Source organism: Planobispora longispora, assembly GCF_016863135.1.
Taxonomy (GTDB): domain Bacteria; phylum Actinomycetota; class Actinomycetes; order Streptosporangiales; family Streptosporangiaceae; genus Planobispora; species Planobispora longispora.
Map to the genome: position 1 here is coordinate 1 of NZ_BOOH01000005.1, position 13,467 is coordinate 13,467.

The 13,467-nt window shown below is 72.3% G+C and carries 10 protein-coding genes; 7 read left to right on the top strand and 3 right to left on the bottom strand.

Going from position 1 to position 13,467, the window contains the following annotated elements; translation table 11 throughout:
* Positions 1-762: HAMP domain-containing protein (locus tag Plo01_RS03130; RefSeq protein ID WP_239315836.1), on the bottom strand; the 762-nt coding region annotated here is incomplete at its 3' end.
* 97 nt (positions 763-859) lie between these two features.
* Here Plo01_RS03130 and Plo01_RS40830 point away from each other — a divergent pair.
* Positions 860-3,466 carry a SpoIIE family protein phosphatase gene (locus Plo01_RS40830; protein WP_203888941.1) on the top strand — a complete coding sequence of 869 codons (2,607 nt, stop codon included), beginning with the start codon at positions 860-862 and terminating at the stop codon, positions 3,464-3,466.
* Positions 3,467-3,496: 30 nt separating this feature from the next.
* Here the strand turns inward: Plo01_RS40830 and Plo01_RS03140 are convergent, their stop codons facing one another.
* Entirely contained in the window at positions 3,497-4,354 is an 858-nt protein-coding gene (locus Plo01_RS03140) for an oxygenase MpaB family protein (protein WP_203888942.1), read from the bottom strand.
* Positions 4,355-4,719: 365 nt separating this feature from the next.
* Between Plo01_RS03140 and Plo01_RS03145 the strand changes: the two genes are divergently transcribed.
* From Plo01_RS03145 to Plo01_RS03165, 5 genes are all read left to right on the top strand, one after another.
* On the top strand, positions 4,720-5,730 hold the full coding sequence (locus Plo01_RS03145) for an ABC transporter permease (protein ID WP_203888943.1): 1,011 nt from the start codon (positions 4,720-4,722) through the stop codon (positions 5,728-5,730).
* A 17-nt stretch (positions 5,731-5,747) separates the two neighbouring features.
* Complete coding sequence (locus Plo01_RS03150) at positions 5,748-7,523, top strand: ABC transporter substrate-binding protein (protein ID WP_203888944.1); 1,776 nt, start codon at positions 5,748-5,750, stop codon at positions 7,521-7,523.
* A gap of 73 nt (positions 7,524-7,596) precedes the next feature.
* A complete protein-coding gene (locus Plo01_RS03155; protein WP_203888945.1) occupies positions 7,597-8,577 on the top strand; it encodes an ABC transporter permease in 981 nt (326 codons plus the stop codon).
* 13 nt (positions 8,578-8,590) lie between these two features.
* Complete coding sequence (locus Plo01_RS03160) at positions 8,591-9,622, top strand: ABC transporter ATP-binding protein (protein WP_203888946.1); 1,032 nt, start codon at positions 8,591-8,593, stop codon at positions 9,620-9,622.
* A complete protein-coding gene (locus Plo01_RS03165) occupies positions 9,619-10,743 on the top strand; it encodes an ABC transporter ATP-binding protein (RefSeq protein ID WP_239315837.1) in 1,125 nt (374 codons plus the stop codon). Before Plo01_RS03160 ends, Plo01_RS03165 begins: the two co-directional genes overlap by 4 nt.
* 158 nt (positions 10,744-10,901) lie before the next feature.
* On the opposite strand, the gene rpe is transcribed toward Plo01_RS03165, so the two are convergent.
* Positions 10,902-11,558 carry a ribulose-phosphate 3-epimerase gene (gene rpe / locus Plo01_RS03170; RefSeq protein ID WP_203888947.1) on the bottom strand — a complete coding sequence of 219 codons (657 nt, stop codon included), beginning with the start codon at positions 11,556-11,558 and terminating at the stop codon, positions 10,902-10,904.
* Positions 11,559-12,064: 506 nt separating this feature from the next.
* Between rpe and Plo01_RS03175 the strand changes: the two genes are divergently transcribed.
* Positions 12,065-13,465, top strand: a complete 1,401-nt coding sequence (locus Plo01_RS03175) for an amidase (protein ID WP_203888948.1) — start codon at positions 12,065-12,067, stop codon at positions 13,463-13,465.
* Positions 13,466-13,467 lie beyond the last annotated feature (2 nt).

Below are 13,467 nucleotides of genomic sequence, written 5' to 3' on the forward strand. Positions count from 1 at the left end.
CACGGTCAGCTTGAGCTCCAGCAGCTCGCCGGTGGCCTCGACGGTCACCTGCCGGGTGAGGTCGCCGCGGGCCACCGCGGTCGTCACGACCGCGATGTCGCGGACCTGCGCGGTCAGCCGGGCGGCCATCGTGTTGACCGCCTCGGTGACGTCGCGCCAGGTGCCCGACATGCCCTGGACCTTGGCCCGCCCGCCGAGGCGGCCCTCGGTGCCGACCTCCCGCGCCACCCGGGTCACCTCCCCGGTGAACAGCGCGAGCTGGTCGACCATGCGGTTGACGGCCTTGCCCGTACGGCGCAGCCCGCCGCGGAGCGGCCGGTTGCCCTCCTCCAGGTCGACCCGCTGGGTGAGGTCGCCGTCGGCCACCGCGTCGAGCACGCGGGCGGTGTTGGCCACCGGGATGACCAGGGCGTCGATGAGCGCGTTGGCCGCCTCCACGCTGGTCGCCCACATGCCGGTGCCCGGGCTCACGGTGAGCCGCTCGTCGAGGTGCCCCTGCCGGGCGACCTCCCGGCGGACCCGGACCAGCTCCTCCGTCAGGTGCCGGTTGCGCTCGACGACCTGGTTGAACGCGGTCATGATCTCGGCGAGCAGGCCGTCGCCCCGGGGGTCGAGCCTGGTGCGGAAGTCTCCGTCGCGGAGCCCGGCGAGACCGACGAGCAGGGGACGCAGGTCGGACTCGGGCAGCATACGCACGCCGGGGGGCGCGATCTGGCCCGCCGAGCCCGTGCGGGGGGACCGCTCGGCTGTTCTGGTTTCCATTGAGGCCATCTCGATAACTCAGTGCACGCGAACCCCGCCAGTCTGTCACTGTGTGAGTGAACATGTATATACATCGAGTGATGTTCTAGGAGGGGCGGTGGACGACCCCCTTGTCGCGCGTGCCCTTTTCGATCACGGTTCCGAGGCGCCGTCCGAAGCCAGACGTTTCGTCGGCGCGACCCTGGCCGGCTGGGGCGCCGGGGAGAAACTCGACGACGCGGTCCTGCTGACCAGCGAGCTCGTCACCAACGCCGTGATCCACTCCGGGACGGGCGCGGAGGTCGTCTGCCGCCTCGACGGGGCGCGCGGCGCCGTGCAGGTGGAGGTGGAGGACCGCCACCCCGGCCGCCCGCTCCCGGACGGCCCGCCGCCGCGCCTGCCCCCGGGCGGCCGCACCCGGGGACGGGGACTGGCGCTGACCCGGCTGCTGGCCGACGAGTGGGGGGTGACGTACACCCGCACGGCCAAACGCGTCTGGTTCCGGCTGGCCCTCGCCCGCACCCCGGCGGCCGCCGGAGTGCGCGCGGCCGGCCCGGTGCCCGCGCCCGCCGAGCCCGCGGCGTCCATGGACACCCTGCAGGTGGCGGTGATCGCCGCCGGCCCCGGTCACCGGGTCGCCCACTGGAGCGACGCCGCCCGCGTGCTGCTGGGCTGGAACGCGCGGGAGACGCTCGGCCGGGACCTCGGCGAGCTGGTCGAATGGCCCCGCGAGCAGCCGCTCTCCCTCGGGGAGACGCTCGGCATGGGCCGCTGGCAGGGCGAGTGCGCCGTACGCCACCGCGACGGCCACCCGGTCCCCGTGTTCGTCTCCCACGTGCGCACGGCGGGGATCGGCGGCGGGCGCGTCGTCTGGCTGCTCGCCCCCCGCCAGCACCGGTACGTGCTCGCCGACCCCGCTCCCCGGCCGCGCCGTCTCCCGGAGGAGCTGCCCGGGCAGCGGGCGCTGCGGGAGGTCCTGTCCGCCGCGGGAGACACGGGCAGGCTGCTCGGCGGGGTCGCCGAGGTCGTGCGAGGGATGGCCGGCGGCGACGCCTGCCACATCCTGCTCCCCCGGGAGGACACCGGGCTCCTCAGGGCCGCGGCGACCTCGGGGGCGGGTCCCCGGCCCGCCGGGGACGTCCTCCCCGAGGGACCGTTCGCGCGCGCCTCCGCCCGGCCCTTCGTCGTCGACGACACCCGCCCCGCCCGGCCCCGCGTCGGCGTCCACGCGTACGCCGGCGGCCCGCCCTCCGCCGGAGCGGAGTCCTCCCCCGCCGGCGGGGACGGCGGGGCGGGCTCCGCGGGGGACGGCGGGGAGGACACCGGGGAGGACTCCGCGGGGGAGGACCAGACGGGCCTCGGCGTGCCGTACCGGAGCCTCGTCTCCGTCCCCCTCCTCGCCGAGGACCAGGCGCTGGGGTTCCTGGTGGTGACCTCCGCACGCCCCGGAGCCTTCGACGACCGCGTGGCGGCCGGGCTGCAGCGCGCCGCCCACCACGTCGCGACCGCCCTGGAGCGCGCGCGGCTGGCGGAGGCGGAACGCGCCCGCCGGGGGTGGCTGACGTTCCTGGCCGAGGCCAGCGACCTGCTGGCGGGCATCCTCGACGAGAACCTGGTGGCCGTCCTGGCCACCCAGCTCCTGGTCCCCCGGATAGCGACGTGGTCGGCCGTCTACCTCCTGGAGGACTTCGACGTACGGCTGGCGCACGCCTGGCACGCCGAGGAACGGCACAACGAGGCGCTGCGCGCCCTGCTGGCCGAGGGGTCCCCGCCCCCGTCCCAGGGCCCCTGGCGGTGGCCCGCCGGGCTGGAGGGCTCCGGGACCGTGCTCGTCTTCCCGATCGTGATGGGGAACACCAGCGTCGGCCGGCTCGTGCTGGCGCGGCGCGGCGCGGACGCCTTCACCGGGGACGTCGTGCGGCTGACGGAGGACCTGTGCCGGCGGCTGGCGCTCACCGTCCACATCGCCCGGCAGTACAGCAGGGTGGCCTCCACCTCGCACATCCTGCAGCGCAGCCTGATGCCGGTGGAGCGGACCGAGATCCCCGGCGTGAGCTGCGCCGTCGTCTACGAGCCCGCCGAGGCGGGCGACGAGGTCGGCGGCGACTTCTACGACGTCTACGCCGCGGGCGGGGACCGGTGGGTCTTCGCGCTCGGCGACGTCTGCGGCAAGGGGCCGGAGGCCGCGGCGGTCACCGGCCTGGCCCGGCACGCCCTGCGCCTGCTGGCCCGCGACGGGTACGGCCCCGCCGCGATCCTCAACCGCCTCAACTCCCTCATCCTGGAGGAGGACGGCCGCAGCCGGTTCCTCAGCATGATCTGCGGGGAGCTGCGCCCCCGGCCGGACGGCGGCGTGCGCTGCGTCCTGGGCTGCGCCGGGCACCCGCCGCCGCTGCTGCTCCTGCCCGGCGGCGAGGTGCGCGCCACCGCGACCTCACAGCTCCTGGTCGGCCTCATGGAGGACGAGGAGTTCTTCGAGGAGGGCTTCGACCTCGAACCGGGGAGCACCCTGCTGTGCGTGACCGACGGCGTCACCGAGCGCCGGGCCGGCGGGCGGCTGCTCGACGACGGCGACGGGCTGGCCAGGCTGCTCGCCCAGTGCTCCTCCCTGCCCGCGCGGGCGATCGCCGAGCGGCTCCGGCAGGCGACTCTGGACTTCTCCCCGAGCCCTCCTCATGACGACTTCGCCCTGCTGGTCCTGCAGGCTCTCCCGCCGCGTCGCTGACCGCCCCGCCGCCACCGGCCGGGCGGTCCCTCAGGCCGCGTCGCTGACCGGTCCCAGGGGGGCCGCCCCCCGGGACGCGGCGGCGCTGAGCCGCAGGGCGCGCCGGGCGTCGGGGGCGTACCTGACGGGGGCGGGGACCAGCCCGATCCCGGCGTGCAGGGTCCTCAGGGTGACCGTCGCCCACAGGTCGCCGACCGGGGTGCCCGGCAGGCCGTACAGCCTGCGGGCCCAGCGCGGCAGGGTGGCGAAGGCCAGCAGCGTGAGCCCGGGCATGACCGGCTTGAACGGCAGGAGGAGCGGCGGGAGCGGCGTGTTGAGCGACTGGCGCAGCGGGTGGGTCGCCTCGGGCACGAACCGCAGGCCCGGGCGGCACGCCTCGATGTAGTCGCGCATCTCCCCGACGGAGCCGGGGACGTCCTCGGGCGCCAGGCCGACGACCTCGGCGGCGCGGCGCCACTCGGCCACGAACCGGTCGGCCTCGGCGTCGGTCAGCCGCACCCCGGCACGGCGCGCGACCGACAGGTAGGAGTCGACCTCGCCGACGTGCACCCAGAGCAGCCCGTCGGGCTCGTCCAGGCGGAAGCGCTCCCCGGTGTCGGGATCGAGCGCGGTGAGCTTGGAGTGGATCTTCCGGACCCGGGCGCCCGCCCGCTCGACCTCCGCGCTCGTGCCGTAGGTGCGCACGCGGACGAACTCGGTGGTGCGAACGAAGCGGTTCCACGCCTCCGCCGGGTCCATCAGCGCGGAGTTCTGGAGCACCCCGCGCATCGTCCTGGGGTGCAGCGCCTGCATCAGCAGCGCACGGAAGCCGCCGACGAGCAGGATCGGCTCCCCCATCACCCGCCACGTCACCGATCCCGGCCCGAACAGCCCGTGGTCCCTGTCCATTCGCCACCTCCTCGTAAGTAAATAGTTACCCTACTCGGCCGGTGCTCACACCCGGCGGGCGGACACCCCGGCCCGCCGGACACGGGGGCGGAATCCCCGTCACGGAATCGCGACGATTCCCGGACACAACCGGGACAGGTCTGTCATGGGCACGTCATGAAAGTGTCACAGATCCGTGAAAAGCGGCTTCCGGGGGAACTCCATTCTTCCACCGGACCGCCGGGGGTCAACGCATTTATCGCAACGACCCCGTCGAATTCATACAACAATAAAAATAGCGGCCGCTCCCCCGTTGATTCGCGGCGGCGGTTCTTGCGATGGTTCCCCCAGATCCCGACCAGCCGTCGCCCCTGGGAGACCGCCCGATGACGATCCCCGCGCCCGCCGTGGCCGACCACAGCGGGACCCCGGCCCCGAAGGACCCGGAGACTCCGGAGACGGTGGGCCGCTCCCCGGGGCAGCTGATGTGGCTGCGTTTCCGGCGCGACCGGACCGGAATGGCGTCCGCCGCGATCGTGCTTTTCTTTCTCATGGTCGCGGCGCTCGCCCCGGTCATCTCCACCATCTACGGAAAAGACCCGTACACGCTCTACGGTCAGGACGTCCCCGGGCTGCTGAACGAGTACGGATACCCGGTGCTGCCCAACGGAGGGATCAGCTCGGAGTTCTGGTTCGGCATCGAGCCCAATCTGGGCCGGGACGTGTTCATGCAACTCGTCTACGGGATCAGGACCTCACTGCTGATCGCCGCCGCGGCGACGGTCCTGGTCACGGCGATCGGCATCGTGATGGGCATCGTCGCCGGCTACGCCGGCGGGAGGACGGACTACGCCATCGGCCGCTTGATCGACATCACCCTGTCGTTCCCGGCCACGCTGTTCATCATCGCGTTCATGCCGGTCGTGGAGAACATCTTCGTCAGCCCGGACGAGGAGACCCCGGTCTGGCTGCGCGCGGTGACGCTGATCATCATGCTGACGGCCTTCCAGTGGGCCGGCATCGCCCGCATCCTGCGCGGCCAGGTGCTCTCGCTGCGCGAGCGCGAGTTCGTCGAGGCCGCCCGGGTCACCGGGGCCTCCCCGGCCAGGATCGTCTTCAAGGAACTGCTGCCCAACCTGTGGACGCCGATCCTCATCCAGGCGACGCTCCTGCTGCCCGCCCTCGTCACGGCCGAGGCGGCGCTGTCGTTCCTGGGCGTGGGCATGATCGAGCCCATCCCCGACTGGGGCCGCATGTTCCTGCGGGGCACCCAGGTCTACCAGAACGACATCACCTACCTCATGTTCCCCGGCATCGCCCTGGTGATCTTCGTGATCGCGTTCAACCTGCTCGGCGACTCGGTCCGGGACGCCTTCGACCCCAAGATCAAGCGCTAGATCCGAATAGGAGAGACATGCCAGTCCTCAAGCGGTCGGCCGCGGCCGCGCTCGCCGCCGGCCTGCTCGTGCTCACCGGCGCGTGCGCCGAGGGCAACCAGGGCGCAGCCCCCACCTCCAGCGGCGCGCCCGCCGCCTCCGCGGAGCCGTACAAGCCTCCGACGATCACCGTCGGCACGGCCGGCGACTCCACGGGCCCGGCCATCGCGCCCGAGGGCGTCGTCAAGGGCGGCACCGTCACCATGATCGACCGGGACGACTTCGCCCACTTCGACCCCGCGCAGAGCTACGTCAACACCGCGACCAACTTCGGCCTGCTGATCCACCGCGGGTTGACCGGCTACAAGCGTGTCGCCAAGGGCGAGTACAAACTGGTCGGCGACCTGGCCACCGACCCGGGCACCCCGTCCGACGGGGGCAAGACCTGGACGTTCACCCTCAAGGACGGGGTGAAGTGGCAGGACGGCTCGCCGATCACGTCCGAGGACGTGAAGTGGACGATCGAGCGGAGCTTCGCGCCGTTCATCACCCAGGGCCCGACCTACATCCAGCAGTGGCTGACCGAGGTCGATCACAAGAAGGCCTACCAGGGCCCCTACGACGGCAAGCGCCTGGACGCCATCGAGACGCCGGACGACAAGACGGTCGTCTTCAAGTTCAAGACTCCGCACGCCGACGCGAACTACGCCTTCGCGATGGGCGGGTACGCCATCGTGCCCAAGGCCAAGGACACCAAGGAGAAGTACGACAAGGAGCCCTTCTCCAGCGGGCCGTACGTCATCAAGAGCCACGTCGTCGACAAGACGCTGGACCTGGAGCGCAACCCGCACTGGGACGCGGCGACCGACCCGATCCGCGGCGCCTACCCCGACAAGTGGCACATGGAGTTCGGCCAGGAGGCCCTGCAGATCACCGACCGCCTCGTCGCGGACGCGGGACCGGACCAGACGGCGTTCACCTTCTACGCCGGCGTCCCGCCGGAGCGGCTGCAGCAGGTCCTCGGCGACGCCTCCCTGGCCCCGCGTCTGATGAAGAGCCCCTCGCCGTACGGGAACTACTACTACTTCAACCTCGACCGGGTGAAGGACATCAAGATCCGGCAGGCGATCAACCACGCCTGGCCGTCCAAGCAGATCCAGCAGGTCTACGGAGGCCCGGCCGCGGCGGTGCTGCCCACCACGATCCTCAACGAGAACACCACGGCCGGCTACGAGGCCTACGACCTGTTCGGCAAGACGACCAAGCCCGAGGGCGACATCGACAAGGCCAAGGAGCTGCTGGCCCAGTCGAGCAACCCCAACCCGACCATCGTCTACGCCTACAACCAGACGCCGCTCCAGGAGCAGATCACCGTCGTGATCAAGAGTGCCCTGGAGAAGGCCGGCATCAAGGTCGTGGCCAAGCCGCTGGACCGCAAGACCTACTACGACTCCATCGGTCTGGTGAAGAACGAGTTCGACCTGTACTGGGGCGGCTGGGGCGCCGACTGGCCCTCGGGCTCCACGGTCCTGCCGGTCATCTTCGGGCCCGTCGGCGACGGCGCGCCGAACTACGCGCACCTGAAGGACCCGGCGCTCACCGAGGAGATGGAGAAGATCACGGCGATGCCCGACCTCGACGCGGCGAACGCCGCGTGGATGGCGCTGGACAAGAAGGTCCAGGAGACGATCACCCCGCTGGTCGTCGCCGAGAACCGGATCGCCAACTTCCTGCACGGCTCCAAGGTGGGCGGCGCCGAGATCGACCCGCAGTTCTGGATCGTGTCGCCGAACACCATCTTCGTCAAGCAGTGACCGCACTCCGGGGCGCCGCGGCCGTGCGGCGCCCCGGAGAACGCCGTCCCCGCCACTCCCCGGGAAGCAGCCGATGCTCCGTTTCCTCACCCGCCGCACCCTCGGCGCCGTGATCACCCTGGTGATCATCTCCGCCGTCACGTTCTTCCTCTTCTTCGCCGTCCCCGCCGACCCGGCCCGGCTCGCCTGCGGCAAGGTCTGCCCGCCGGAGCTGCTCGCGCAGGCCCGGCACAACCTGGGCCTGGACCAGCCGCTGTTCGCCCAGTTCACCGCCTGGCTGGCCGGGATCTTCGCCGGCCGCGACTACGGCGGGCTGGGGCACTGCCCGGCCCCGTGCCTCGGCTACTCCTTCGTCAACCAGGCGCCGGTCTTCGAGACGATCCTGGACCGGCTGCCGGTCACCGTCTCCCTCACCATCGGCGCGGCGGTCGTCTTCCTCACCTTCGGCGTCGCCACCGGCATCGTCGCGGCGCTGAACCAGGGCCGGCCACTGGACAAGATCGTCAGCGTCTCGTCGCTGATCGGCTTCTCCCTGCAGATCTACTTCGTCGGCACGCTCGCGCTGTACTTCCTGGTCTACCAGAACCAGATCCTGGCCCGGCCGCAGTACCGGCCCTTCACCGAGGACCCGCTCGCCTGGGCCGCCGGGCTGGTGCTGCCCTGGGTGGTGCTGTCGATCATCTTCACCGCCAACTACACCCGGATGACCCGCTCGACGATGGTGGAGCAGCTCGGCGAGGACTACGTGCGCACCGCGCGGGCCAAGGGCATGACGGGACGGAGCGTGACGTTGCGCTTCGCGCTGCGCGGCACGCTGACGACCGTCGTCACCATCTTCGGCGTCGACCTCGGCGCCCTCATCGGCGGCGCCATCATCACCGAGACCACCTTCGGCCTGCAGGGGCTCGGGCGGCTGTCCATCAACGCCGTCACCGACTCCGACCTGCCGGTCCTGATGGCCACGGTGCTCGTGGCAGCCGGGGCGATCATCGTGTTCAACATCATCGTGGACGCCCTCTACGCCTTCATCGACCCCCGAGTACGGCTCAGCTAGGAGCTCGAACACCGTGTCAACCCCGTTCCTCTCGGTCCAGGACCTGACCGTCGACTTCCACACCGAGGACGGCGTCGTCCACGCGGTGGACGGGCTCTCCCTCGGCGTGGAGAAGGGCACCACGCTGGGCGTCGTCGGCGAGTCCGGCTCCGGCAAGTCCGTGACCGCCCTGGCCGTCCTCGGCCTGCACAATCCCGAGACCGCCAAGCTCAGCGGCGAGATCCTGCTGGACGGCCGGGAGCTGATCGGCGCGCCCCGCTCCGTCATGGAGCGGATCCGCGGCGCCAAGGCAGCGATGATCTTCCAGGACCCGCTGACCTCGCTCTCGCCGTACCACACGATCGGAAAGCAGATCGGCGAGGTCTTCCGCAGGCACACCGGCGCGAGCCGGGCCGCCGCCCGGGACCGGGCGGTCGAGATGCTCACCCGCGTCGGCATCCCGCAGCCGAAGCTCCGGGTGGACGACTACCCCCACCAGTTCTCCGGCGGCATGCGGCAGCGCGCGATGATCGCGATGGCCCTGGTCTGCGACCCCGACCTGCTGATCGCCGACGAGCCGACCACCGCGCTCGACGTGACCGTGCAGGCCCAGATCCTCGACCTGCTCCGGGACCTTCAGGAGCAGACCGGGACCGCGATCATCCTGATCACCCACGACCTGGGCGTGGTGGCGAACACCGCGCACGAGGTGCTGGTGATGTACGCCGGGCGGGCGGTGGAGCGCGGCACCGTCCGGGAGGTCCTCGGCGAGCCGCACCACCCCTACACCTGGGGGCTGCTGGCCTCCATGCCCCGGCTCGGCGCGCCGGTGGACGTGCCGCTCCGGCCGGTGCGCGGCGCCCCGCCGAGCCTGATCAACGTGCCGTCCGGCTGCCCGTTCCATCCCCGGTGCGACTACCCGGCGCTGGCCGGGCCCGGGCTGTGCCGCGCCGAACGGCCCGAGTTGTCCCCGCACCGCGGCCACGGCGACGCGTGCCACCTGACCCTCGCCCGGAAACAGGAGATCGTCGGGACCCTCGTCCAGAAGCGGGAGATCGTCCGATGAAGGAGACCGGGCCCATGGAGGAGACCGCGCCGGAGAGGGACACGGCGCAGGCCGGGACCGGGTCCGCGGCGGGGAGGGCGGCCGAGCCCCTGCTGGAGCTGTCCGGGCTGGAGAAGCACTTCCCGATCACGAGCGGCCTGGTCTTCAAGCGGCAGGCCGGCCGGGTGCACGCGGTCGACGGCATCGACCTGACCGTGCACGCGGGAGAGACCCTCGGACTGGTCGGCGAGTCGGGGTGCGGCAAGTCCACCACCGGGCGCCTGGTCGCGCGGCTGCTGGAGCCGACCGGCGGCTCCATCCGGTACGGCGGGCGCGACATCACCCACGCGAGCCGCAGGGAGCTCCGGCCGATCCGGGCGGAGATCCAGATGATCTTCCAGGATCCGTACTCGTCGCTCAATCCCCGGCACACCGTGGGCGGCATCATCCGCGGCCCGATGGAGATCAACGGCATCGACCCCCCGGGCGGCCGGGACCGGCGGGTCCGGGAGCTGCTGGAGATCGTCGGGCTCAACCCGGAGCACTACAACCGCTTCCCGCACGAGTTCTCCGGCGGCCAGCGCCAGCGCATCGGCGTCGCCCGCGCGCTCGCCCTCGACCCGAGGCTGATCGTCGCCGACGAGCCGGTCTCCGCGCTGGACGTCTCCATCCAGGCCCAGGTCGTCAACCTGCTCCAGCGGCTCCAGCGGGAGCTGGGCATCGCGTTCCTGTTCATCGCGCACGACCTGGCGGTGGTCCGGCACTTCTCCCAGCGGGTCGCGGTCATGTACCTCGGCAAGATCGTCGAAATCGCCGACCGGGACTCGCTCTACGAGCGCCCCCGCCATCCCTACACGCACGCGCTGCTGTCGGCCGTGCCCGAGGTCGGGCTGGAGAGCGCGCCGGGGACGGGGCCCCGCGAGCGCATCCGCCTGGCCGGGGACGTGCCCTCCCCGATCGCCCCGCCGTCCGGCTGCCGGTTCCGCACCCGCTGCTGGAAGGCCCAGGAGAAGTGCGCGGCCGAGGAGCCGCCGCTGGTCCGGCTGGAGGGCAACCGGGAGGGCCACCTGACCGCCTGCCACTTCCCCGAGGCGCCGACCGTGCACGGCCGGGACGTGGTGCTGGACCCGGCACTGGCGTGAACGGCGCCGGCGTGAACCGCACCGGACCCGGCACCGGCGTGAGGCGGTGCGGCGGGCGCCCCGCGCTCCCGCGAAACGCCGTCGCCGGAGGGTGACCGGCGACGGCGGGGGGCGGCAGGGGGCGCAGCCGTACGAACGCGGACAGAATCCGAAAACTCTCAGGCCTTCGCGGCCAGCTCCCGCAGGGCGTCCACCGCGCGGGCGGGGTCGGCGGCGCCGTAGACGGCGTTGCCCGCGACGAAGACGTCGGCCCCCGCCTCGGCGCAGCGCTCGATGGTCTCGGCCGCGACGCCGCCGTCCACCTGGAGCCAGATCTGGCCGCCGTGCCGCTCGATGAGCGCGCGGGCCCGGCGGATCTTCGGCAGGACCACGTCGAGGAACTTCTGGCCGCCGAAGCCGGGCTCGACGGTCATCAGCAGCAGCATGTCGACCTCGCCGATCAGATCCTCGTACGGCTCGACGGGCGTGGCCGGGTTCAGCGCGAACCCGGCGCGCGCCCCGGCGGAGCGGATCTGCCGCAGCGTGCGGACCGGGGTCTTGGCCGCCTCGGCGTGGATGGTCACGCTTCCGGCCCCCGCCTCGGCGTAGGCCGGGGCCCAGCGGTCCGGGTCCTCGATCATGAGGTGGCAGTCCAGCGGCAGGGACGTGGCCTTGAGCAGGGATTCCACGACCGGCAGGCCGAGCGTCAGGTTGGGCACGAAGTGGTTGTCCATGACGTCGACGTGCAGCCAGTCGGCGTTGGGAACCGCCGCGGCCGCCTCGGCGAGGCGGGCGAAGTCGGCGGACAGGATGCTGGGCGAGATCTGTACGGCCATGATGTCCGAGTCTATTGGCGGTCCCTTCCCCGCCTTCCACCACCCTCGCACCGGTCGCCGGCGGGAGACCGCGGGTGACGGATCGGGCTTCTTGACGCGCTCCCCGGTCTGAAGGCCGGAGCACTGCGGACGAGCCTGGTAGCGCAGATCCGCGAGCACGCCGTAGTGGTCGGAGGGGACGACCCCGGCGGTCTCGGCGGCGCCGATGACCTCGCAGCGCAGGGGGTGTCCCGCGCCTCCGGGCTTGGGCCAGACGGACGGGGTGTAGTCGAACCGGCGCTCGGGGAACAGCGCCGGGGCGGGTCAGGCCGGTGAGCATGCGGATCTCGTCGCTCTCCGCATCTGACGCTGGCCGTACAGGGAGATTTCACCGCATATCCAGCCATTTACCGACGTCAATCCGGGCCTACGGCTCGCAGGGCGGCTGAGGCTGCGGGGAAAGACAAGACTGCTCTTTTCCCGCGCTCCCTTCTAGATTTTCCGGCACGGTCACCGAGGAGGACACGTTGACGCAGCTGTGGGCATTGGGCGCGTGGGACCTGGCGGGAATGATCCGCGGAGGGGAGGTCTCGTGCCGGGAGGTCGTCGAGGCGCATCTACGGCGGATCGACGAGGTGAACTCGCGCGTGAACGCCGTCACGGTCACGCTGCGGGAGGGGTCGCTCGCCGCGGCGGACGCCGCCGACAGGGCGCGTGCGCGGGGTGAGACGGCCGGTCCCCTGCACGGCGTGCCGATGACGGTCAAGGAGAACATCGACGTCGCGGGGTCGGCCACGACGATGGGGATCGTCCCCCTCCGGGAGGCGACGGCGGCCGCCGACGCGCCCTTCGTCGCCGAGCTGCGCGCGGCGGGGGCGATCCCGATCGGCCGGACGAACATGCCCGAGTTCGGCATGCGCTGGCACACCGACAACGCCCTGTACGGCGCGACGGTCAATCCCTGGTCCGCCGGGCACACGCCGGGCGCGTCGAGCGGCGGGGAGGCTGCCGCGGTGGCGACGGGGATGTCCCCGCTCGGGATCGGGAACGACGGCGCGGGCTCGCTGCGCTGGCCGGCCCAGTGCTGTGGCGTCAGCGCGCTGAAGACCTCGCTGGGCAGGGTGGCGCAGGCCGGAGAGCGGTCGGGGCCGCTCCCCTTCGCCTTCCAGCTGCTCGCCGTCCACGGCCCGATCGCCCGGCACGTCCGGGATCTGCGCCTGGCCTTCGAGCACATGTGCGGACGGTCCGGCGGGGATCCGTGGCACGCCCCGGCGCCCCTGCGCGGCCCCTCCGTGCCGGCGCCGGTACGGGTCCGGGTCGTGACCGGTGCCGGCGGGACCGGTACGGCCCCGGAGGTGGCGGACGCGCTGCGGCGCGCGGCGGCGATCCTGGCCGATGCGGGCTATCTCGTCGAGGAGGGGGAGGCTCCGGCCCTCACCCGCTCGAGCGAGGTCTACACGCAGATCATGTCGAACTACAGCCGCGCGCACCGGGACCGGCTCCCGGTCGAGGCCGTCGCCTCGCCCGGGTTCGTGCGCTTCTGGCAGCTCTACGAGCCGGTCTGGGCACGCGCCGCCGGTGAGGAGGCGTTCGACCCGATGATGGAGCGGGCGTCCATCGCGCGGCTGTGGAGCACGTGGATGAGCCACGCGCCGCTGGTGCTCGCGCCGATCCGCACGCGCCCGGCCTTCCCCGTCGGATCGGACCTCGATCCCGGCTGGCTGGACGACTGGCCGGACACCATGCGCATGGTCGTGGCGGTCAATCTTCTCGGACTGCCCGCGGTCGCCGTGCCCGTCGGGCTGAGCGACGCCCTGCCGCAGGTCGTGCAGGTCATCGGCCCGAGGTTCCGCGAGGACCTGTGCCTGGACGCCGCCGAGGTGCTGGAGGCGGCGGCCGGGACGCTGACCCCGATCGACCCGCGCTGACC

Coding starts and splice junctions, on each gene's coding strand:
- rpe (WP_203888947.1), bottom strand. CDS start 11,558: ATGGCCGTACAGATCTCGCCCAGCATCCTGTCCGCCGACTTCGCCCGC.
- Plo01_RS03140 (WP_203888942.1), bottom strand. CDS start 4,354: ATGGACAGGGACCACGGGCTGTTCGGGCCGGGATCGGTGACGTGGCGG.
- Plo01_RS03145 (WP_203888943.1), top strand. CDS start 4,720: ATGACGATCCCCGCGCCCGCCGTGGCCGACCACAGCGGGACCCCGGCC.
- Plo01_RS03165 (WP_239315837.1), top strand. CDS start 9,619: ATGAAGGAGACCGGGCCCATGGAGGAGACCGCGCCGGAGAGGGACACG.
- Plo01_RS03150 (WP_203888944.1), top strand. CDS start 5,748: ATGCCAGTCCTCAAGCGGTCGGCCGCGGCCGCGCTCGCCGCCGGCCTG.
- Plo01_RS03155 (WP_203888945.1), top strand. CDS start 7,597: ATGCTCCGTTTCCTCACCCGCCGCACCCTCGGCGCCGTGATCACCCTG.